This window comes from Clostridium punense (genome assembly GCF_017874425.1).
GTDB lineage: Bacteria > Bacillota > Clostridia > Clostridiales > Clostridiaceae > Clostridium_J > Clostridium_J punense.
In genome coordinates this window covers 1-23,599 of sequence record NZ_JAGGLL010000033.1, presented here as the reverse complement: position 1 = coordinate 23,599, position 23,599 = coordinate 1, and the positions used below count along the sequence as shown (strand labels likewise).

Here is a 23,599-nt window from a genome sequence, read left to right as displayed (position 1 = left end):
ATAATTATATAATTAAATTTTTTGTATTATATCATTAACTAAAGAGATAAATTTGCTCTTAACTTTAGTTGAAGTTTCAATAACTTCCTCATGATTTAAAGGTTGATCTAATATTCCAGCAGCCATATTTGTAATACAAGATATTCCTAATACTCTTAAGCCACAGTGTCTTGCAGCTATAACCTCTGGTACCGTAGACATACCAACAGCATCTGCACCAAGAATTCTAGCCATTCTAACTTCAGCTGGCGTCTCATAAGTTGGACCTGTAAACATCATGTAAGTTCCTTCTTTTAAATCCATATTTAAAGTTGTTCCTACTTCTTTAGCAAGTTGAATATATTCTTTATCGTAGGCAGTGGACATATCTGGGAATCTCGGTCCAATTTCTTCTTCATTCTTTCCTATTAGTGGATTGCTTCCAGCAAAGTTTATATGATCTTTTATAATCATTAAGTCACCTGGAACAAAAGATGTGTTTGCTCCTCCACAAGCATTAGTAACAATTAGAGATTTTACTCCAATATACTTCATTATATATATTGGAAGTGCAAGAACATTCATTTTATGTCCTTCATAGAAGTGGAATCTTCCTTGCATCATTATTACTTTTTTATTACCTAGTTTTCCTACTACAAATTGTCCAGCATGGCCATGCACTGTAGATACTGGTAGGTTAGGCACCTCTGAGTATTTAATTACTACTCTTTCTTCTAGAGTATCTGCCATATCACCAAGACCAGAGCCTAAAATCACTCCAATTTCTGGTTCAAAATTTAATCTGCTCTTTACATACTCAACACTTTCTTTTATTATATTTAGTTCCATAATTATCCTCCTAAAGCTTCTTAGCTATCTACTTTTGTATTAGTTTCGCAAAACTTTCTCCTGCTAATTCATTTTCAACTTCTAATAAATCTAAAATTGTTTTTCCTATATCACTAAACCCACTACGAGTTCCAATATTAGCATTTTCTTTAATATTCTTTCCATACACAAGAACAGGAATATATTCTCTAGAGTGGTCTGTACTTTCAGTTGTTGGATCGCAACCATGATCTGCTGTTATCATAAGTATATCATTTTCTCCTAATGCACTTATAATCTCAGGTAATCTGTTGTCAAACTCTATTAGTGCATTTGCATAGCCTTCAACATCATTTCTGTGACCATATTTCATATCAAAGTCAACTAAATTAGAGAATATTAATCCATTTTTATCACTTCTCATGAATTCAAGAGTTTTTTCTACTCCATCCATATTATTTTTTATAGTAATGGAATCAGTAACCCCTTTACCAGTGTAAATATCTTTAATTTTTCCCACAGCCATTACGCTTTGGTTTGCTTCACTTATATATTCAAGCATAGTTTTGCTGAATGGTTCTATGGCATAGTCATGTCTATTTGAAGTTCTAGTAAAATTACCCTTTCCTGAGCCGATAAATGGTCTTGCAATTACTCTTCCTACCATTTTATCTCCTACAAGCATTTCCCTAGCAATCTCACACATTTTATATAGCTCATCTATGGATATTATCTCTTCATGAGCAGCTATTTGAAACACGCTATCTGCTGAAGTATATATTATTGGATAGCCTGTTCTCATATGCTCTTCACCAAGGTCATCAATTATAGCAGTTCCTGAAGCAACTACATTACCTAAGGTTTTTCTTCCAATTTTATTTTCAAACTCTTCTATTATTTCCTGTGGAAATCCATTTGGGTAAGTATTTAATGGTGTTTCGAGTATTACTCCTGCTATTTCCCAGTGTCCAGTAATAGTATCCTTGCCTTTGGATAATTCTGCACATCTTCCATAGGCTCCCGTTGCATTATTATTAACTGGGAACCCTACCATTTCATCTATATTTCCTAGCCCTATTCTCTCTAAATTTGGTAGTTTAAAATCTTTAACTGCTTTTGCGATGTTTCCTAATGTGTTGCTACCTTCATCACCATATGACTTTGCATCTGGTAGTTCTCCAATGCCTACACTATCAAGAACAATCAAAGTAACTTTTCTCTTCATATTATCTTCCTTTCTTCTTACTAAGGCATCTGAAAATAAATAACAAGTCAAAGATGTAAAGGATATTTTGAGTTCACAAGCAAGCTTGTGCGACCAGGAAACAGGTTCTGCAGATAGTAGCGCTATCTAAGGGTTCTCTTGACGCAGTATAACACAAAATAGCCGAGAAGACTGACTTATTTATTTTTTGAAGATGCCTCAATATTATTTAGTATTACTATTCTCTTGATTTTACTTTTGCATACCAATTAAATAATGAACAATTTCATTTTTTTAACAACTTTGGAATAAGATTTTCACTACCACCAAAGCACATTTTCTAGGCTGAGCAACTGCCACCTTAGAAGATGGCAGACTTGAAGCTTCAAAAATGTTGTTAAACACATTAATATTAATGGTTTTAATAAGTATGCGATAAAGCCTGTACAAAACATATATTAAATAAATGATGTGCCTATCTATTAAACATTAAAAATTATTCCTTACTAGAATAATTTTTATAAGAATAATAGTGGCACTTCTTTAAAAATAACTTAATATTTATATTTTAAAATAATCTATAAAATTTGCAATAATACTTGTACATTATAAAATACTTTTAACCAATTTATATAAAAGGGAATCCAAAATAAAATTAGATATATTTATCAGTATCTTTATTGCATTCTTTCTATATATAAAGTTTTCAATATTTATACTTTCTTATAGTTATATGCAGAAAAGCTATAGTTGTTCAAGAGTTTATTTGCATATTCTTAGTTTTATTAGTGAAAAACTAAGTACATGGTTAGAAATTAAATATGGTTATTATAACTCACTACCAACTATCTAATCAAAACTTTAAAAGTATAAACATAATTATACAATATTTCTAATTGTTTGTTAATAGTTTTTGATACAAGAATACTATTTTGGTATATGTTTGAGTCTTTAGTTAAATAATGCAGGAAGTTATCAATTAAATATGGTAATATTATACCCATAATCACTAATATTAGTAAAGACTGAAAGTAGTAAAATAAGAACTTCTTTATATCTTTTCTCATGCTACTACATACTCACGCCTTTTAGTGCAAACTTTATAAGAGAAGGTGTGATGAATGCTTCAAGTAAAAATCCTAGTATCATAAATCCTATAAGAAATAAGAACGACACACTATATCCTGCAACACTACTTCCTTTTGACCCCTTATATCCTTTATTAAGCTTTTCTTTCAGCATCCCAAGAGAAAATTGAATTGATAAAACAGAAGCTAAGATAACACAAGGAATATAAATTATATTTTGTGGTAAAACGCCTAAAACAGCTAAGAGAAGTCCTCTATCCTTTAAACTATATACAAAAAAACTAATAGTAAATCCAATGGAGAAACCTTTAAAAATACATAAAACTAATATCACTGGAATACCTACAATGGTTAACCCTAGAAACCAATATCCAATAATTATTGGCAAGTTGCTTTTTAAAGCCTCAAAAAATATTGCTTTATTATTTATTCCTTCTAAAGTACTAGATTGGCTAAGTGATGTGATGTAATTTACTAAGCTGCTTTTATCATTGTTGCTCATATATTTCACGCTATAAATACCCAAAATAATGCCTGTGCATAGAAATAATATAGTCAATAGGTACATCAATAAGTTATCTCTAAAATGTTTATTAAAATTTTCCATAAGGTTTCTGAAAGTCATAAATATTTCCCCCTTAGTTTTAATCAATGAATTAGTTCATATCTATGACAATACTTAGGAGAATATTCCTTAAAATTTCTATAATTGTACAAGCTCACTTGTAAAACTCATAGCATCATATAGTGAAGCTATATTTAGATAACTAGCATAAAAACTTAACTTATACATGGGTACTACCATGATTCCCTTAAGGCTTTTTTTAAGATAAATAAACTAAACTTTTACTAAGGAAGCCTATAGCTGAAAGGCTAAATAAGAAAATTACCTAATTCAAATTTTCACTTAATATATGTATTTAAAATTTAAAGCACATATTCTGTTTTCCTTCATGTTTTAATATATGGTAATTTCAATTAAAAACTAAAAGAGAGTAGTAAATTTTATTATACATCTACTCTCTTTTTATCTTCTTACATTTTTCATATCTCTAGTTATACAATGTTATGAATACATTAATCCCAAAAGTCACTTAAATTATAAAACTAAAAGTTAGTTTTTTATTTTGATTTTAGCACTCTGGATATTATAAAGCATAGAATGCTCGGAAACAAAAATATTACTCCATGGATTATAATAGGAACACTTATTGGATAAGAAGAATAGGAAGGAAGTGTATTAGTATAATAATCATAATGTATATATACTAAACCTCCAAAAAAGCATACCAGCAGTATAGTACCCATACCAAATAAAGTTTTTGATAAAATAGGTTTCAATATCTCATACCCCTTCACATCTAATTACTACTATATCTTTATAAATATATTCCATAGAAATTTGAAAAATCCTTTCATGTGAAGAATCTAGCATAAATTCTTTAGGAAATTTAATATGTTCTAGTCCCTTTTTCATTATTTAAACCGTTCTAAAATTTCTTTGAAAACATATACTGCTATCTTAGGCAACTTAGACATATAACATATAAGTTGCACATATAATAAAATAGGAGGTGATAAAAATGTGTAACAACAAAACAAAAAAGCCAACACCTAAAAAAGTCACTGATAGAGTGTTAACTCTTTTGTATTTGATTTATCTGTATAAAATTCTTTTACTAATACTAGGTAGTGACTAATATTAATAACTTGGAGGGGATATATGCCACTATATCCTCTCTATATTAGTTTATTCTCTTTAATTATAATTATAACCAAAACATAAAATTTTGTGATATTATTTTCAAAAAAGATTAGATTTCATTTCTATATGGTTACTTAAATATTCCGTATTTGAAACTCAATCTCAAAGTTTTACGTAGTTATATCTTCCTTTATGCAATCAATCATAAATTCTTCTAATGAATCCTTTGATATCATTAAATTTTTCTTAATTCTATACAAACGAAAAGACACTTTTATATTAAAATCATTACAATTCTGATATACAAGTGTCTTTAAAATTTAATTATATTTATTGGTATAAAAAGTCCTCAGTTGGTATAAACAACTTAAATGTAACTTTTTGAAAATTCTTGTTTAACAGCCATTTTACTGACTTAGCTTACTTTATTTTTTAATCTTAATTTATCTGCTACCATAGCAATAAATTCAGAGTTTGTAGGCTTGCCTTTGTCATTGTGAATAGTGTACCCAAATAGCTTATTGATTGTATCTACTTGTCCACGGCTCCAAGCTACCTCAATAGCATGTCTTATAGCTCTTTCAACACGGCTTGCAGTAGTGTTATATTTTTTAGCAATAGTAGGATATAATTCTTTAGTAACAGCAGATAATAATTCTATATCATTTACAACTAAAGTTATAGCCTCTCTTAAGTACATATATCCCTTAATATGTGCTGGTACTCCAATTTCATGAATTATGCTTGTAATTTCTGCTTCTAAGTTCATTGGTTCATTGTTTGATCTTATTTTGATATCTGACATGTCATTTACTACAATAGCTCTTTTTTCCTCATCACTAGAAATAGTGTTGTTGAACATTTGTCTTATTCTCTTTGTAAATACGTCCATATCAAAAGGTTTAACTACATAATAATCTGCACCTAATGTAATAGCTCTTTGTGTTATTTTATCTTGTCCAACTGCAGATAATACAATTATTCTTGGCATAGGGCTTAAATTCATTGTATTTAATTTCTCTAACACTCCTAACCCATCTAGGTGCGGCATGATTATATCTAAAACTATTAAGTCTGGTCTTTTCTCTCCAATTAACTTTAGAGCTTCAATTCCATCCTTTGCAATTGCAACCACATTGATATCTTTTTGACTTAATAAATAATCATTTAAAATATTGCAAAACTCCTTGTTATCATCAGCAATTAGTACATTAATACAATTTTGGTCCATTCAATAACTCCCCTTCTACTAAAAATTACCATTTCTACATATATACAAATTCGACAAAACTATAATAATTCCTTCTAAAACTAGTAAAAAATTTATTTTTATATATAATATTTTTTATTTAGAAGGTAAACATCACAATAATACAATAAAAGATGCTAGATTATAGTAAAATAACCAACATCTTTATTGTACAATGTTTTATTAATTATTCATAGCCATTTTTGAAAATTTCTGCATCTTTTAGCATCCAATCCATATAGATTCCGTATCCAGTATCTGGTTTATTTATTAAAACATGAGTTACTGCTCCAACAATTTTGTTGTTTTGAATTATAGGGCTTCCACTCATTCCTTGAACTATCCCGCCAGTTTTTTCAATACACTGAGGATCTACAATTTTAATAATCATACTTTTTGACCCAGGCTCTTCTTGTGGTAGTAACTTTTCTATGATTATATCATAGAATTTAGGTTCATTTCCCTCAATAGTTGTTAGAATCTGTGCTTTTCCAACTTTAACTTCATTTTTTAGAGCAATCTTCATGGGTTTATTATACTTTTCATTAATTAAATTATCATTTCCTTTTCCAAAAATACCACACTCTGTGTTATTTTTAATTACACCCAAAGATTGCTGTTCATTTATAAAGATGCCCCTAAGTTCTCCTGGATTTCCTTTTATACCTTTTCTTACAGACACTATATTAGAAGCAATAACTTCTCCATTTTCCACAGACATTATATTACCTGTATCCACATCTGTAATAGGGTGGCCAAGCGCTGCAAATCCTTTAGTCTTAGGATCATAGAAGGTTAGTGTTCCAACTCCAGCTGTAGAGTCTCTTACCCATAAACCAATTTTATATTTTTCATCACTTTTGCTTAGTACAGGGGTAACTTCAAAATTAAATGTTTCCCCATTTCGGCTTACAGTTATCTTTACTTTTTCACCGCTACACCTATTTACTATTGTAGCAATATCCTCTGAACTTTTAATAGCAGCACCATTTATTTCCATGACACTGTCTCCGATTTGTATACCAGCTGCTGCTGCTGGACTTTGCATTTTTCTTTCTGAAGTATCAATATCAGAAAGGGCAATGACAAGGGCACCTTTTGTACTTAATTTTATTCCTACTGGCTGACCTCCAGGGTAAAGCATAATATCGGAAGCTTTAGCATATGGTTTATTTTCATTATTAAAACTACTCTGAGAAGCCGTTAGATAATTTCCTTTTTTATTATATTGTGAAGTTACGGCTTCATTTAATTTTTGTACTTTTGTTGTTATAGAAGTATGCTTTATAAAATTATAACTACCAAAGACTAAAAGCATCAATGGTATTAATATCCAGCACAAAACACTTTTACGTTTTCTCATAATGCTATACCTCCCATATATTTTCTATACTAGTTTTAAATTACCCCATTTTTAAAAATATTATGTTGTTATTATATTTGAATAATACCCAAAATAAATTCATATTAGTATTATTTGCAACTAAAATTCTCATATTATAATATAATATTAAAATTTTGAGATGTGACACATTATAAAAAAAACTATGAATTGATACTGATCAATTCATAGTTATATTTTAACAATATTTGAAGTTTTTATGTACATAATTAATAAATTATTCTTTTATTTTTCCTTTTACTTCAGCAGCTAAGTTTATCATTTCTTTAGCATTTTCTATTGTGAGTTTTGTAACCTCACTTCCACCGATCATTCGAGCTATCTCATACTCTACTTCTTCCATTTTAAGCTTCTTAACCTTAGTATAGGTAGTGCTTTCAGTCCAAAGTTTTTCAATTAAGTAGTTGCTATCTGCCATGGTAGCAATTTGTGGTAGATGTGTTACACAAAAAACTTGGTGTTTCTTTGATATTAAAAACATCTTTTCTGCAACTCTTTGAGCAATTCTTCCACTTATTCCCGTATCAATTTCATCAAATATTACAGAAGGAATCTCATCTTTATCTACAAATACAGTTTTTAAAGCTAGCATAATTCTTGATAGCTCTCCTCCAGAAACAATTTCCTCTAATGGTTCTAAAGGCTGACCAGGATTTGTTGATATTGTAAAGTATACCTTATCACTGCCATTATGCATTAGATGATCAGTTTCAGTTACATTTATTTTGAAAGTACTTTTGTCAAGTCCTACATAATCTAATTCTTTTTTAACCAGCGACTCTAATTCCTCACTAATTGCGCATCTTATATTGTGCATGTTAGCAGCCATAGCTTTCATCTTTAAAACAATTTCCTGTCTTTCTTTTTGAAGCTTTTCAACTATAACAGTACTATTAATTAATTCTTCATATTTTTTCTCTATTTTATCTTTATAGCTTAAGATATCTTCAATTGTGGCACCATACTTTTTTTTGCAAAGGGATAATTGATATATTCTAGAATTTATATATTCTAATTCTCCCTCATCATAATAAATACTATCTTTCAAATTTCTAATTTCATCAATATTTTGTTCAATTAAATAGTAAGTATTCTCTAAAGCATCTGTAATATTTTTTATATCTTCTTTATGTTTTTGAATGCTTCTTAATTCTCTAATTACATAGTTTAAAGAGTCAATAACAGAAGTGGCTCCATCATCACTATCTTTTAAGATTTTATAAGAAATTCCTAAACTTTTCTCTATTCTTTCCGCATTTGAAAGTAAAGAGAATTTTTCTTCAAGCTCTGTATCTTCTCCAATTTTAGGATTGATATTATTTATTTCTTCTATTTGATATTTAAGAAAATCAATATTCTTTTCTTTTTCTCCTTCATTTCCCTGAAGTTCATTTATTTTGCTATCAATTTCTGAAAGCTTCTCGTATTTTTCTTTATATTCTTCTAGGCTTTTTTTTAGTTTACTTTCTCCAAAGGAATCTATATACCTAATGTGATTATTATTGTCTAAAAGATTCTGGTTTTCATGTTGACCATGGATATCTAATAAGGTCTCACTTACAGTTTTTATTTTTGCTAAAAGAAGGGTTTTTCCATTGACCTTTGCAACAGTTTTTCCTGACTGAAAACTCTCTCTACTTAAAATAACTAAATCTTCATAGGGTATTTCAAGTTCACTCAAAACCTGCTTGGTTTTTATATTTTCTATGGAAAATACTGCTTCTACTACAGTTTTATCTTCACCAGTTCTAATAAGATTTTTATTAAACTTACCACCTAAAACAAAATTAATAGCATCAATAAGAATAGACTTCCCTGCCCCTGTTTCACCTGAAAGTACATTAAAGCCTTGTTGAAAATCTATAGATAAGCTTTCAATAAGAGCAAAATTGTTGATATTTAATTGTAATAGCATTAATTACCATCCTATTCATTAATCATTTTTTTTATTTCTTGTAATAGTTCCTCTGCCTTTTCTTCAGTCCTAACAGCAATAAAAATAGTATTATCTCCAGCAAGGGTTCCAGCTATGCCTTCAAGATTAAAAGAATCAAGGGCCTCTGCTGCAAGGGATGCTGATGCAGATATAGTCTTGACTATTAAAATCTTATCTACTCTTTCTACTGAAATTGCAGTATTAGAAAAAATAGTAGCTAATGCACTTATATTTGCATTCCTATTTTGAGATACCTGTGCGTATTTATATGTTCCATTATGCGATAATATCTTTATTAAGTTTAGTTCCTTTATATCTCTTGAAACAGTAGCCTGAGTTACATTTATTCCTCTGCTTTTAAGTTCTTCAGCTAATTCTTCTTGAGTTTCAATTTCAATATTCTTAATAATTTCTAAAATTCTTTCATGACGCTGTTCTTTCATAAATTATCTCCCTCACAATCTCTAGATCTTAATACTATTTTTTTTCTAAGTATACTAAAATAGTCATAATTATCGAATTTGATAAGTTTGCATTTTCTTGAAAGGGCCTCAACAACTACTTCATCATCATTATTTAATTGGAGAAGATGTTGACCATCAGAGGTTAAATACACCTTTTCATGATTTGCTTTAATTTTAATATTTATTTTGTTTTTTGGATCTAGAACTATAGTATTAATTCCAAAATAAATTGGACATACTGGCGTAAGAGTTATTACATCTAGGGTTGGGTATATTACGGGTCCTCCTGCTGAAAGAGAATAGGCTGTAGACCCAGTTGGTGTAGAAATAATTAATCCATCAGCTTTATACCTAGCATAAAAACTGTCATCAATAAAAATTTCATAGTTAACAACTCTAGATAAAGTACCTCTGTTAATTACAATATCATTTAAAGCGATATAATAATTGTCCTCCCCTCTTTTAGGAAGAGTACATTTTAACATCATTCTATTTTCAAAGTAATATTTACCTAATTGTAGGTTCTTTATAGCCTCCTCAAGCTCAGTGATTTCCACACTTGCTAGAAAACCTAAATGACCAATATTAACTCCTAATATTGGTACTTCGTATTTCTCAATTGCCCTGGCTACTCTTAAAATAGTACCATCTCCACCAAGAGCTATAAGCAAATCTAACTCTTTGCTAAACTCTTCGTGTAAATTAATTGAATCTTTATATATAAACAGTTCACTGAGGGGAAAATATTTATTTATAATTTTACATACATGTTCTAATATTTTTCCATCTTCATCTTTATCAGAATTTATGTTTATACCTATTTTTCTCATATATCCTCCGAATTTAGTATTTCATGGGATCTTAATACTACATCAGAAATACTGCTAGTATTGAAACTCTCTATATAGCTTTTATCTTTGGTGAAATATATTAAATACTCAATATTTCCGTTTGGCCCTTTAATACTGGAGTAGTCTAATCCAATTATTTTAAGGTTATTTTCCTTTAAAAAAGTAACTACCTTATATAATACTTCAATATGGATTTTATTATCTTTTACCACTCCTTTTTTATTTACCCTTCCAATTCCAGCTTCAAATTGTGGTTTTACCAAAGCAACAATGGTTCCATGGTTATGAATTAAACTTAATACACTTGGAATAACTTTATCTAAGGAAATAAAAGAAACATCTATAGATGCAAAGTCACTCAACTCTCCAACATCACGCAATGTTAAATTTTTAACATTAGTGTTTTCCATAGATACAACTCTCTCATCTTGTTTTAGTTCACAGGCTAACTGATCACTCCCTACATCTATAGCATATACCTTTTTGGCCCCAAAATTAAGCATACAGTGAGTAAATCCTCCAGTAGAAGCTCCAATATCCAAGCAAATCTTATCTTTAAGATTTATGCTAAAAGTCTTTATTGCTTTTTCAAGCTTAAGTCCCCCTCTACTCACATAAGGTATAACCTCTCCTCTTAGTTCTATCTTAACATCTTCACTTACTTTTCTCCCACATTTTCTTTCTACTTTGTCATCAACAAAGATTTTTCCACTTAATATGTATTCCCTAGCCTTTTCTCTAGAAGGTGCTATATTTTCTTCTACCACAAGTACATCAAGCCTTATTTTTCCCTCCACCATATTGTCTCCTTAGTCTATAATAAATTTAAAATACTACTATATATACCATCTACATCTAAATTATAGATTTTGTATAATATGTCTACATTACCATGTGGCACAAACTCATCTTTAAACCCAAGATTAAGAATTTTCCCTTGATAACACTTACTAGTAACAAATTGTAAAACCAAACTTCCAAGTCCACCAGTTATTACGTTATCTTCAATAGTTACAATAGAAAAGCCTTTATCCATAAATTCTTCAATTAGAAGTTTATCAATAGGTTTCACAAAACAAGCATTAACAACTGTAGCTTCTATCCCTATGTTTTGTAATTTCTCCCTAACTATTACTGCATTTTGAACCATTTTTCCCGTGGCAATTATAAGAATTTTACCTTTTTTTGCACCAATAACTTCCCATTTACCTTTCTTGAAAGTCGTTAAAGGTGATAAATGAATATTGCATCCATCGCCACCTCTAGGATATCTAATTGCAATAGGATAATTTTGAGTTACAGCAAAATTGAGCATAGTTCTCAATTCTTCTGTACATTTTGGACTCATTATAGTCATATTTGGCATATGGCTTAAATAAGAAAGGTCAAAAAGTCCTTGATGAGTTTCTCCATCTTGCCCAACTATACCTGCTCTATCAATAGCAAAAACCACAGGTAACTTTTGTAATGCCACATCATGCAAAATTTGATCATAAGCCCTTTGTAAAAAAGTTGAGTATACTGCAAATACAGGTCTTAATCCTTGAACTGCCATTCCAGCAGCCATAGTTACAGCATGTTGTTCTGCAATTCCAACATCAAAAAATCTTTTTGGGTACTTTTTAGCAAAGTTATCTAATCCTGTTCCTTCAGGCATAGCTGCTGTTATTGCAACAACATTTTTGTTCACTCCTGCCATTTCAACCATGGTATTCCCAAAAACTGAAGAATAGGATTTATTTCCTGTAGAACTGAATTCTCCACTATCACAATCAAACGGTCCTACTCCATGAAATTTGTGGGGAAATTTCTCAGCAAATTTGTATCCCTTTCCCTTTGTTGTTATTACATGGATAAGCACAGGTCCATCAACCTTTTGAGCATTTTTAAAAACTTTACTTAACTCTTTAATATTATGCCCATCTATAGGACCATAATATTTTATTCCCATATCCTCGAATAACATACCAGGCACTACTAATTGTTTTACGGAGTCTTTAATTCTATTTATTGAATTCACTACACCTTTGCCAACTCCTGGTATCTTTTCTATAGTTGAGTTAAAATCATTTTTGAACCTATTATAAATAGTTCCCATTCTTAATTCACTCAAATATGTAGATAGTCCACCCACATTTTTTGAAATAGACATTTGATTATCGTTAAGAACTATAGTCATTTTAGTTTTATTATACCCTACATCATTTAATGCCTCAAAGGCCATACCACCAGTTAAGGCACCGTCACCGATTACGGCAACAACATCATACTTCTCTCCATGCAAGTCCCTAGCTCTAGCCATTCCAACTGCCGCTGAAATTGATGTGCTACTGTGACCTGTATCAAACATATCGTATTTACTTTCTTCTCTTTTTGGGAACCCGCTAAGTCCTCCAAAGTTTCTTAAAGTATCAAAATCATCTTTTCTTCCTGTAAGTATTTTATGTACATAGGATTGGTGACCTACGTCCCAAATCAATTTATCTTTATTAAAATTGAACACATTATATAGACTAATTGTTAGTTCCACAACACCCAAGTTTGAAGCTAAATGCCCTCCGGTTTTTGAAACTTTATCTATTAAAAACTCTCTGATTTCTTCAGCAAATTCATTAAGTTCATTTATATTCATGTTTTTAATTTTATTTACGTCATTATAATTCTCTAAATATTTTCCCATGTTATCTATGGTCACCGCCTTTAGAACAAATTATAGCATACTATGAGAAATATGTATTTTAAAATATTCATAGTTATACTAATACTGTCTTTCTAATAAAAACTTTGTAATTGCTGCTAACTCTTCCGTATCTCTATCTATTTGTTTTAGCAGTTCATAGCATTCTTCTGTTAACTTCGTACAAATATCCTTACATTTTTCTAGGCCGTACATAGTAATAAAGTTTGTTTTTTCATTATCTAAATCACTTTGAGTTTTCCCTAAAGTTTCCTGATTACCTTCAATATCTAATATATCATCTTTAACTTGAAAAGCTAATCCTAACTTTTCTCCAAACTCATTAAGAAGCTTAATATGCTCCTGCGAAGCACCACCTAGAGTAGCACCTGATAGAATAGAAGCTTTAATTAGTGCACCTGTCTTGTTTTTATGCATTTCTAATAATTCAGCTTCACTTATCTTCTTACCTTCACTTCCTATATCTATAATTTGTCCCTTAATCATTCCTTCTGCCCCTGCAGCCTTAGAGATAATACATCCGGTAGCTATTTTTTTTATATCTCCATCTAAGCATTCATTAAACATAATTATCATAGCTTCATTTAATAGTCCGTCTCCAGCTAAGGTTGCAATTGCTTCACCATAAACCTTGTGATTTGTAGGTTTACCTCTTCTTAAGTCATCGTCATCCATACAAGGCAGGTCATCATGTATCAGAGAATAGGTGTGTATCATCTCCATTGCAGCAGCGAATGGCAATACTGAGTCCATATTTTTACTATACATGTTATATGTAATCATCATGAGTATTGGCCTAATTCTTTTTCCACCTACTTTTAAACTATAGGTCATTGGCTCTATATAAAATTTATTTTCTATTGGTTTATTATTGAAGTAATTTCTTACCCACTGCTCTATTTTGTCTTTATAAATATTTAAATCCATAGTTTTCCCTCTTTTAAATAATATAATTTATTCTTGAGCAAAGTCAACTTCTCCATTATCATTAAGAAGCTTTATTCTACCTTCTGCTTCTTGTAATAACTTTGATAACTCTTTATACAAATTAATACCTTCTTCATATTTTGCTATAGATTCATCTAAGCTTAACTCACTGCTTTCCATATGGGCTACTACCTTTTCTAATCTTTCCATTTTATCTTCATAACTTTCCTTCTTCTTAGCCATTTTGTTCCTCCGCATAGTTAATATTAAATAGAGCATCTCCATCTTTTAATCTTACTATAACTTTAGAATTATCTTTCAAATTTTCTAAAGATGAAATAGTTTTTTTATCCCTATCTTGAATTATACTATATCCTTTGTTTAGTATACTCAAAGGATTATATGACTTTAAAGTACTTTCTATATTTGTTAACTTATTGTTTTTATTATTAATACTAATTTTCATATTGAATTCTAAGTTATTTTTTAAGCTTTCTAGTTTATTATACTGATTTACCACATAATTATATGGACTATACAGCTTTATGGTCCTTAAAGCTATACTTAATTCTGTATAATCTCTTTGAAGATTCTTGTCTATGGAACCTTGCAATCTATGTTTGTAACTATTTAATTTATACTTAATTTCCTCATAATTACCTACAACTATTTCAGCTGCTTGAGAGGGTGTTGCCCCTCTTTTATCACTTACAAAATCTGCAATTGTAAAATCTGTATCATGACCAATACCAGTGACTATTGGTTTCTTTGATTTAGCAATGGCTCTTGCAACCTTTTCTTCATTAAAGGCCCAAAGTTCTTCAATAGATCCTCCGCCCCTAGCTAATATAATTACATCAACCTCTTCTGTTTTATTTAAGATGTCTATACCTTTTACAATATCATCTATTGCAGCAACGCCTTGAACAAGAGCTGGATAAATTAGTATGTCGCATTTTTTATTTCTTCTTCTTGCTACATTGATAATATCTCTTATTGCAGCCCCTGTAGGGGATGTAATTACTCCTATCCTTCTTGGAAATAAAGGTAGTGGTTTCTTTCTAGATACATCGAATAATCCCTCATTTTCAAGGGTTAACTTTAACTTTTGAAAAGCAATAAACAGTTCCCCTTCACCTTCTAATTGCATTGAACTGCAATATAATTGGTAGCTGCCTTCCTTTTCATACACAGATATATTTCCTGAAACAACTACATTCATTCCTTCTTTAGGAATAAAATTCAAATTAGCTGCATTGCTTCTAAACATAACACAGTTTATTTTACTAAACCCATCTTTTAATGAAAAATAAATGTGCCCACTACTATGTATTTTTACATTTGATAACTCACCTTTTACATTTGAGTTATTTAATATAAAATCATTGTCTATTATTTTCTTTATATAATTATTTACTGCTGTTACTGTAAGTATCTTCGCATACATTTTTTAACCACGCCTCACAGGTATTTTTCATTAACATTGTAGTTGTCATAGCTCCCACTCCCCCTGGAACAGGACTTACATAGCTAGCCACTTCAATTACACTGTCAAAATCTACATCTCCTCTTATTTTTCCGTCTACTAATGTAGTTCCTACATCAATAACAATAGCTTCCTTTTTAACATAATCTACTGTAATAAAGTTTGGAATTCCTAGTGCTGTCACAAGAATATCAGCCGATTTACATATATCCTTTAACTCCTTTGTGTTTGAGTGACATATGGTTACTGTGCAGTGTTCATTTAATAACAAATAAGATGTTGGTTTGCCAACAATGTTACTTCTTCCCACCACCACTGCTTTTTTTCCTCTTAAATCATCACAGGTACTTTTGATTAATTGAAGAACACTTCTTGCAGTACAAGGGATAAAACTCTCTTCACCTTTGTAAAATTTCCCAATATTTATATCCGTTAAGCTATCTACATCTTTTTTATAAGATATACTTTCAATAATTCTTCCTTCATTAAAAGCACCAGGTAGTGGAAGTTGTAAAATTATGCCATCTACATTGCTACTTTTATTAAGCTCTTCAAGATATTCAATTATTTCATCTTCACTAATACTTTTAGGAAACCTTAAAACTTCATAATTAATTCCAAGTTCTTCACTAATCTTAACTTGATTCTTAATATAAGACAAAGATCCTCCGTCTTCTCCAATAATAATTGAAGCTAAGGATGGAGTTCTCTTTCCCATATTTTTTTCTTTAGCTATTGTGTCTTTAATTTCCGCTTTAAACTTTTTCGCTAATTCAACACCATTTAATCGTATTCCCATAATAATACCTAACTACTTCTTAACTAAGTTATTTAAGACTGCATTAATAAAGGATGGCGCATTATCATCACCGTAAGCTTTTGCTAACTCAATTGCCTCATTTACCGATACTCTTTCTGGAATATCTGCTTCAAATAATATCTCAAAAGTTGCCATTCTTAAGATAGCTAAGTTCATTTTTGGTAATCTTTCGATTTTCCACTTTACCAAGTATTTTTCTATTGTTGAGTCAATTTCTTTTCCATTGACTTGTACCCCGTTAAGAACTCTTTCTATGTACTGAAAGTCTATATCTTTCAAATCTATGTCTGCATTTTCCTTAAAATTTTGTATAATAAAACTACAGTCTTCCTTATTAATTGACATTTCAAATAGTAACTGCATTGCTATTTCTCTTGATTTTCTTCTATTCATATTATACCTCCGTGTATTTTTATATCTAAAAGTCACTTTTAAATAATGAACAAGTTCATTTTGTTAACAACTTTGGAAGTAAATTGGTCCTATCATCAAAGCAACTTGCTTAGGTTGAGCAACTGCAAGGCTGGTTAACAACCCCTTATAGAGATAGAAACTTACGGCTTCCAAAATATTGTTAAATTTAATGTTGGGTTCTATAGGCTTATGTGATGAAAATTTATTTTACTCATCTTATTAAAAGACTTAAGAGAATCAAGGTAGTTCAATGTGTAAGTTATGTCTTAGCTTTGGTTCCCTAGAAATTGAAGTTTATATAATGAATACAAAATCTCTACTATAGGGTTCCCTGGTAGAATTTAAACTTACCCATCTTCATAAGCCCTTAAGGGAACCAGGGTAGGACTCATATCTAAGTTAGATTTTTACTCTGGTTCCCTATATATAATATCTTAACCATATTTTTATTTAAATTACAGTATAAATTGCATTTCTCCTGATTTTTATGCAGAAGTTTATACATTTAAAACTTTTATGCCTAATTATTTTGTTTTAAAAATAAGTTATAGTGAAAATAAAAATGAAAACATGGAAACACCCTCTGAATTCAGAGGGTGTTCATTTATTAATCTATTGCCTCTTCTTTATCTGATTTTGGGAGAATAACATTTTGTATATAAATGTTAACACCTGATACAGCTAAACCAGTCATAGTTTCAACTGTCTTCTTTACATTGCTTTGTACCTTTTGTGCAAGCTCAGGAATTTTAACTCCATACTCAACTACTGTATATAAATCAATAATTGCATTGTTGTTCTCCACACTAACTTTAACACCTTTAGAAACATTTTTCTTGCCAGTAAAGATTTGACTAATTTCACCAACTATGCTAGCACTCATGCCTGCAATACCTTCTACTTCAGCTGCAGCTAATCCTGCTATTACACTTACTACTTCATCTGAAATTTTTACAATTCCAACTTCTTGTTCATTATAAATATTTTCTTCCATATCAGTACCCCCTTGTTTTAATTAGGTAAAAGTTACTAATGATATTATATCAGATTAAGAATAAATTTACAAATGTTATTGAGCAACCTTAATTTCAATATTTTTAATGTTTGATTTGCTCATTACTACATCTCTTATTTGTCTTACTTGTTGGTCACTCAATTCTTTATCAGATTTAACAAATACTGTAGCTTTTTCTTTGTCTAATGTACAAAGAGCCTCTGGATAACCTTGAGCTTTTAATGTTAATTCAATTTCTCCCTCTTTCTCAGTTTGAAGAGCTAAGTCTTTATACTCTATTGAAATTTGAGCTTTTTGTTCTGCTGGAACATTAGCATCATCAAGTAAACTCTTTAAGCTTTGAATTGCCTTTTGTTGATCTTGATCACGCTTAAGTGAAGCTTCTGCAAAGAAGTTACTCTTAGCTGATGTCTTTGCAGTATCACCAACAAATTGATCATCAGTTACATAAAGTGGTCCATTTACTTGGGTTGCTAAATACCCCGCAAACACGATTAATACTAAAAGTACAGAAATAATTATAGTTTGTTTTTTATTCATTTTTATTCCCCCCAAATTTTTATTTCTAACACATTATATGCTACTTTTTCATAGGATATACCTGAACTTTATTTTCTGGCAATCCGAATAATATTGTTACCGCTTGACGTACTCTAAGCTCAGTAATTTTATCACTTGCACCTTCTGCAACTATGCATATACCTGTGATTTTAGGATTATATTTTTTTAATATAAAAGGCTGCTGGTTGCTTCCATCATTAGTCATCACCACGGTGTTTCCACCACCATCTTGTGTAATCTTTCTAGTTCCTCCTGAAGGATCTTTTTCTTCTGTGCTACTTTTAGATTCATCTGTATTAAATGCAGGAACCTGTTCTTCTCCGCCCTCAAAGTACATCATTACACGCACCTTACCAACTCCATCAATATGTTCTAAAGTTGACATTAACTCATTTTGAACTCTTTCTTTATAGGAATTATCTGTGGTAGGCGTATCCCCACCTTGCCCACTGGTTTGTATTGTTTTTTCATTGGTTTTATTTGCTGCACTAGGTATAATATCTGGTTTAAATATGGTGCTAACAATTACTAAGAGAACTCCTGCTAAAAATAAAATCATCATATTTGAGACAAAATTTTTTCCTTTGTTCTTGCTTCCCTTCTTTTCTTCCTCTTGTTTTTCTGGTGAACTATCTACTAATTTTATTTCACCTTTTACTATCATGGTTAACTTATTTTTTAGCTCCTCTAACATTAAAATTCCCCCCCTTTTTAATCATGAGTTCAATTTATGTTATATACAGAATTTGCTCTGTATATATAAATTTTATTTTTGGATATATCATATTTAGAACTAATATAATCCTTTATTTCTGTAGCCTTTTTATTATCTACTTTATCTGGATTATCCACTGTAACACTTTCTTTACCTATTTCAACCTTCTTGATTCGTTCCACAGAACCATCATTTACGCCAATCTCAATACTATTAATTACAAAAATACTATCCTCTTTATTGTACTGTGCATTGACCTTAGCTCTGTACTTGTCCTTACCAAAGGTCTTTTCTAAATCTTTTATACATTGTTTTTCTAAATTTGATTTAAAAGCATTTAAGGTATTATTAATATTAACATCCCTATACTTATCAAAATCATTTTCATATTCTTTATTTGAAATATATGCTGATGAGGTTTCAATCAAGTTATTTATATTTACATTAGGATTAAATATTTTTATTATGGGGTTAATCATCACAACTAAAATTATTAAGCCTAATACAAAATTACAATATTTCTTTAGTGAGCCTTCTGGAAGTATCATTTGTACTGCGGTAGTAAAGAAAACTGCAGTGCAAATTGTAATTATCCAAGATTTTAGTGCTTCAATCATAATATCACCTGCTCTTCACAAGATTTTATGCTAGTATTAGTCCTTTACCTGTGGATGCTATTATGGTTATCATAATAAAAAACATTATTGTTACGCTAAGTAAGCATGTGCTTAAAAGGATTAATGAGCCTCCAGCAGAATCAATTACTGCAGTAATTTTTTTATCACTAACCGGTTGTAACAATGCAGCTGTAAGCTTATACATAAAGGCCATTACAACTATTTTTATAACCGGAACTAAAACCATTCCAATTAAAACAATAACTCCTAGAACACTTACTGAGCTTTTTAGCAGCATGGTGTAACTTGCTACTGTAGCAATAGCATCTGATAAGGTCTTTCCTACCACAGGTATAAAACTATCCACTGCATATTTTGCTGTTTTCGTAGTAACTAAATCTAAACTGCTAGTAGTAATACCCCTTATGGTTATAATTCCAACAAAAACTGTTAGGAGAATTCCTTGTGACCAAAGAGCACATTTTCTTATGAGATCTGTAAGTTTATCTACATTGTATCTATCAGAAATATTATTAACAAAATCAAGCACAAAGCTCATACAAATCATGGGTATTATTACAGTTGCATATAGATTTGCTCCTATGCTACAAGCTGCCATTATGATAGGATCCATAACCATAGCTTCAGTAAAACTTCCCATACTGGCTAGCAATGTAATAAGCACAGGCATTAGGGCTGCCATAAAATTACTAATATCCAGAATTACATCATGAGCTAAATCCACCCCTACATAGAAACCCTTAGCTATTATAGTAATCAGCACTGCATAACAAGCAAAGTATGCAACATTTGATATACTTTCATTACTAAAGGCGCTTTGTAGATTGTTTAGCAGTGAACATACCACTGCTATAATAATTAGTCCTCCAACTATCTTAAAGGAGGCTACAACTTCTTTGAAAATATAAGATAGCGCTATTGTGGTTAATTTCTTTCCCTTAAAGGCACCTTGTCCATCTTTCATATAGGCATCAACAAACTCTTTAGGTGACATGTCTCGTAAAAGGTCATATTCATTCTGCATATTAGAGATGTAGTTGTATAAACCATTTACTTTATTAATTTGCTCTTGGTCAATTTTTATCTCTTCTGCAGCTTGAACATTCCAGGGTATCCATAGTATCATCATTAGAACTAATAGCATTTTTTTCATATTTATACCTCTACATTATCTTTAATATACTTCTCATTACAGCCATAAGAATTGGTATAGCTAGAGTTAGTATTAGTATCTTTCCTGCGAATTCTACCTTTGCTGCTATGCTTCCTTCTCCAGCATCCTTGCAGATTTCACTACAAAAGGATGATAAGTAAGCAATTCCTAGTACTTTAAAAACCGTATCTAAATAAATTACATCTATGTTGGCCTTATTAGATAAGCTTTGAAGAAAATTTATCACTATGGTTAATTTACTTACCATAAAAATAAATATCATAATCCCAGCAATTAAACTTAAAAATAGAGCAATGTCTCCTCTTTCATTTTTAACCACCAATACAATCAATAGAGAAACTAGTGCAAAGGCAACAATTTTAATTATCTCCATAGCACCCTCCTAAAAGTAAAATAATGTTTGAACTGAGTTGAACAACTTGCTTATTAAGCTAATGACTAGCATTAAAATAATAATCACTCCTGCTAGATTGCTTATAACCGCATATTCTGATTTTCCCCCGCTGTTTAATACTTTTTCAAGGATTATCATTACAATCCCAACCACAGCTATTTTAAAAATTGTACTCATATCTAACATTGTTACCCCTCCTAAATTAAAATTATTGCAATCATGGCCCCAAATGAAAAACCAAGATATCTATACATTTTAATATTTTTATCTAAATTATTTTCTGCCCCAACTATTGCTTTATCAAGGTTGTCCGAAACCAAATTAAACATATCATTGTGGCCCTCTACATCTAACTCGCCTAAACTTTTACTTAAATCTAGAAAAATGCTTATGTCTTCCTTTTTAAGGTTCAAAATAGACTTATTTAAGTCTACAGATTTCTTAAAGCTTGCATGCACATCTATTTCTTCATTAGTCATTAGTATGTGTGAGGCATCTTTAAAAATTTTACTCACAGAACCTGTACACTTTTCTGACACTCTCATAAGCGCATCTGGCAGTAAAGAATGCATAAAGTTAATTTCATTTTTTAAGATAAGAACCCCTCTTTGTATTTCATTAAGTTCTTTTACCCTATTTTTCATGGTTTCACCATACATAAAACCTATTACGGTAGAAGAAATTAAAATTAGAAGTATGCCAATTATTTTAATCACAGACCTCCCTCCTTACTTTTTCCCCTTTAGTAAAATCATATATATATTCTATGGTACCAATGCCCCTTCTATTACTTAAAACTATTGCTCTACTAAAAACTTTATTTTCAAGAACTTCTTTAAATACTGGTCTTCTATAAAGATCTTCTGTATCAAAGCCATGTATTGTTGTAATTAAGCTCACCCCTGAATTCAGGGCAAGGATTATACTTTCCATATCTTTATAGGTGCCTATCTCATCGCATACTATTACCTCAGGAGCCATACTTCTTATTGCCATCACAATTCCTTCACTCTTAGGGCATCCATCTAATATATCTGTTCTAACCCCTATATTCATTTGGGGCATTCCTCTAAAACAAGCTCCTATTTCACTTCTCTCATCAATTACTGAAACACTTTTTCCTAATAGATTTAAATTTGGAACTCCATCGGATATTAGTCTAACTAAATCTCTTAAAATTGTTGTTTTTCCACATTTAGGTGGAGATATAATTATAGTGTTATGGATTCTATTATCATTTATGATATAGGGCAAGATTTTCCCCCCACAACCAACCACTTCTCTAGCCACTCTAATATTTATAGATGCTATATTTTTAATGGTCTTAATAGAACTTTTATCCAAAACACAACTACCACAAAGTCCTACTCTATGGCCACCTTGTATAGTTATATAACCTTGTTTGATTTCGTCCTCAAAAGCATATATAGAGTAGTTACTCATTCTCTGTAAAATTATCTTTATATCTTCAAGGGTACAAATATAGTTAAATCTTAACTCCTTGTTATCACAAATTAGAAATAAGGGTTTATTAGCTTTAACTCTAAATTCTTGAACCTTGTCTAATTTATTGCATGATTGAATTTCCTTTTTGATTGTGTTAGGAAGTATATCCAATATATCTTTAGTTAACATATTCATCATCCTTTCTTACTTAATTGTTATTAAGGATGTACTTGAATTATTACCAAAACATAAATTATTTTAAAAATAAGTATTTTAAAAATAAGTATTTTAAAAATAAAAAAAGAGTGAATAGACACTCTTCAAATTCTTATAATGTGTTTTCTTATTTTTCAACTTGAAAATCCACATGATATTATACAATTTTTTATAAGAAGCTTTTATCTTTTCATATTTGCCTAATGGGAATTAATTTCATTTGCAGAAAAGCCTTACGTAGACTAACGTAATTTGCTTTTATATATGTTAAGTATTGACTTTTGATTTTTATGTAATCGAGTAGGAGCTGAATAATTATTTTATTCAGCGACCTCTCACACCACCGTACGTACCGTTCGGTATACGGCGGTTCAATAGAAATTAATGTA

Annotated in this window: 24 protein-coding genes; all 24 read right to left on the bottom strand. The window is 30.4% G+C overall.

Annotation, left to right across the window (positions count from 1 at the left end; all coding sequences use genetic code 11):
• Positions 1-12: 12 nt before the first annotated feature.
• Positions 13-828, bottom strand: a complete 816-nt coding sequence (locus tag J2Z44_RS16935; RefSeq protein ID WP_021284847.1) for a purine-nucleoside phosphorylase — start codon at positions 826-828, stop codon at positions 13-15.
• Between the two features lie 28 nt (positions 829-856).
• Positions 857-2,032, bottom strand: a complete 1,176-nt coding sequence (locus tag J2Z44_RS16930; protein ID WP_021284846.1) for a phosphopentomutase — start codon at positions 2,030-2,032, stop codon at positions 857-859.
• Positions 2,033-3,082: 1,050 nt separating this feature from the next.
• Positions 3,083-3,724 (bottom strand): stage II sporulation protein M, encoded by a 642-nt coding sequence (gene spoIIM / locus J2Z44_RS16925; RefSeq protein ID WP_021284845.1) that lies wholly within the window; start codon positions 3,722-3,724, stop codon positions 3,083-3,085.
• Positions 3,725-5,219: 1,495 nt separating this feature from the next.
• On the bottom strand, positions 5,220-6,035 hold the full coding sequence (spo0A, locus tag J2Z44_RS16920; RefSeq protein ID WP_021284841.1) for a sporulation transcription factor Spo0A: 816 nt from the start codon (positions 6,033-6,035) through the stop codon (positions 5,220-5,222).
• Between the two features lie 205 nt (positions 6,036-6,240).
• Positions 6,241-7,419 (bottom strand): SpoIVB peptidase, encoded by a 1,179-nt coding sequence (spoIVB, locus tag J2Z44_RS16915; protein WP_031271840.1) that lies wholly within the window; start codon positions 7,417-7,419, stop codon positions 6,241-6,243.
• Between the two features lie 253 nt (positions 7,420-7,672).
• Positions 7,673-9,370, bottom strand: a complete 1,698-nt coding sequence (gene recN / locus J2Z44_RS16910; protein WP_209649855.1) for a DNA repair protein RecN — start codon at positions 9,368-9,370, stop codon at positions 7,673-7,675.
• Between the two features lie 11 nt (positions 9,371-9,381).
• A complete protein-coding gene (locus tag J2Z44_RS16905; RefSeq protein ID WP_021284837.1) occupies positions 9,382-9,834 on the bottom strand; it encodes an arginine repressor in 453 nt (150 codons plus the stop codon).
• A complete protein-coding gene (locus J2Z44_RS16900; RefSeq protein ID WP_209649853.1) occupies positions 9,831-10,685 on the bottom strand; it encodes an NAD(+)/NADH kinase in 855 nt (284 codons plus the stop codon). The genes J2Z44_RS16905 and J2Z44_RS16900 overlap by 4 nt, the downstream gene beginning before the upstream one ends.
• Complete coding sequence (locus J2Z44_RS16895; protein WP_021284835.1) at positions 10,682-11,506, bottom strand: TlyA family RNA methyltransferase; 825 nt, start codon at positions 11,504-11,506, stop codon at positions 10,682-10,684. The genes J2Z44_RS16900 and J2Z44_RS16895 overlap by 4 nt, the downstream gene beginning before the upstream one ends.
• Positions 11,507-11,520: 14 nt before the next feature.
• Positions 11,521-13,386, bottom strand: coding sequence for a 1-deoxy-D-xylulose-5-phosphate synthase (gene dxs / locus J2Z44_RS16890; RefSeq protein ID WP_021284834.1), 1,866 nt, complete (start codon positions 13,384-13,386; stop codon positions 11,521-11,523).
• Between the two features lie 78 nt (positions 13,387-13,464).
• Positions 13,465-14,331: a polyprenyl synthetase family protein gene (locus J2Z44_RS16885; protein WP_209649851.1), complete on the bottom strand. Its 867-nt coding sequence runs from the start codon at positions 14,329-14,331 to the stop codon at positions 13,465-13,467.
• A gap of 27 nt (positions 14,332-14,358) precedes the next feature.
• Positions 14,359-14,574, bottom strand: a complete 216-nt coding sequence (locus J2Z44_RS16880; protein WP_021284831.1) for an exodeoxyribonuclease VII small subunit — start codon at positions 14,572-14,574, stop codon at positions 14,359-14,361.
• Positions 14,567-15,778: an exodeoxyribonuclease VII large subunit gene (gene xseA / locus J2Z44_RS16875; RefSeq protein ID WP_209649849.1), complete on the bottom strand. Its 1,212-nt coding sequence runs from the start codon at positions 15,776-15,778 to the stop codon at positions 14,567-14,569. Before xseA ends, J2Z44_RS16880 begins: the two co-directional genes overlap by 8 nt.
• Positions 15,741-16,616 (bottom strand): bifunctional 5,10-methylenetetrahydrofolate dehydrogenase/5,10-methenyltetrahydrofolate cyclohydrolase, encoded by an 876-nt coding sequence (locus tag J2Z44_RS16870; protein WP_021284829.1) that lies wholly within the window; start codon positions 16,614-16,616, stop codon positions 15,741-15,743. The genes xseA and J2Z44_RS16870 overlap by 38 nt, the downstream gene beginning before the upstream one ends.
• Positions 16,617-16,628: 12 nt before the next feature.
• Complete coding sequence (gene nusB / locus J2Z44_RS16865; protein WP_021284828.1) at positions 16,629-17,030, bottom strand: transcription antitermination factor NusB; 402 nt, start codon at positions 17,028-17,030, stop codon at positions 16,629-16,631.
• 628 nt (positions 17,031-17,658) lie between these two features.
• Positions 17,659-18,045: an Asp23/Gls24 family envelope stress response protein gene (locus J2Z44_RS16860; protein WP_021284827.1), complete on the bottom strand. Its 387-nt coding sequence runs from the start codon at positions 18,043-18,045 to the stop codon at positions 17,659-17,661.
• 75 nt (positions 18,046-18,120) lie between these two features.
• Entirely contained in the window at positions 18,121-18,606 is a 486-nt protein-coding gene (locus J2Z44_RS16855) for a SpoIIIAH-like family protein (RefSeq protein ID WP_021284826.1), read from the bottom strand.
• Between the two features lie 40 nt (positions 18,607-18,646).
• The gene (gene spoIIIAG, locus J2Z44_RS16850; RefSeq protein WP_209649847.1) at positions 18,647-19,321 is read right to left on the bottom strand and encodes a stage III sporulation protein AG; all 675 of its coding nucleotides are present in this window, start codon (positions 19,319-19,321) and stop codon (positions 18,647-18,649) included.
• Positions 19,322-19,350: 29 nt separating this feature from the next.
• Positions 19,351-19,959 carry a stage III sporulation protein AF gene (gene spoIIIAF / locus J2Z44_RS16845; protein WP_021284824.1) on the bottom strand — a complete coding sequence of 203 codons (609 nt, stop codon included), beginning with the start codon at positions 19,957-19,959 and terminating at the stop codon, positions 19,351-19,353.
• 25 nt (positions 19,960-19,984) lie between these two features.
• Positions 19,985-21,133: a stage III sporulation protein AE gene (gene spoIIIAE, locus J2Z44_RS16840; RefSeq protein WP_021284823.1), complete on the bottom strand. Its 1,149-nt coding sequence runs from the start codon at positions 21,131-21,133 to the stop codon at positions 19,985-19,987.
• A gap of 10 nt (positions 21,134-21,143) precedes the next feature.
• The gene (gene spoIIIAD, locus J2Z44_RS16835; protein WP_021284822.1) at positions 21,144-21,527 is read right to left on the bottom strand and encodes a stage III sporulation protein AD; all 384 of its coding nucleotides are present in this window, start codon (positions 21,525-21,527) and stop codon (positions 21,144-21,146) included.
• Between the two features lie 9 nt (positions 21,528-21,536).
• Positions 21,537-21,734, bottom strand: a complete 198-nt coding sequence (gene spoIIIAC, locus J2Z44_RS16830; protein ID WP_021284821.1) for a stage III sporulation protein AC — start codon at positions 21,732-21,734, stop codon at positions 21,537-21,539.
• Positions 21,735-21,745: 11 nt separating this feature from the next.
• Positions 21,746-22,264 carry a stage III sporulation protein SpoIIIAB gene (spoIIIAB, locus tag J2Z44_RS16825; protein WP_021284820.1) on the bottom strand — a complete coding sequence of 173 codons (519 nt, stop codon included), beginning with the start codon at positions 22,262-22,264 and terminating at the stop codon, positions 21,746-21,748.
• A complete protein-coding gene (gene spoIIIAA / locus J2Z44_RS16820) occupies positions 22,257-23,183 on the bottom strand; it encodes a stage III sporulation protein AA (protein ID WP_021284819.1) in 927 nt (308 codons plus the stop codon). Before spoIIIAA ends, spoIIIAB begins: the two co-directional genes overlap by 8 nt.
• Positions 23,184-23,599: the final 416 nt, after the last annotated feature.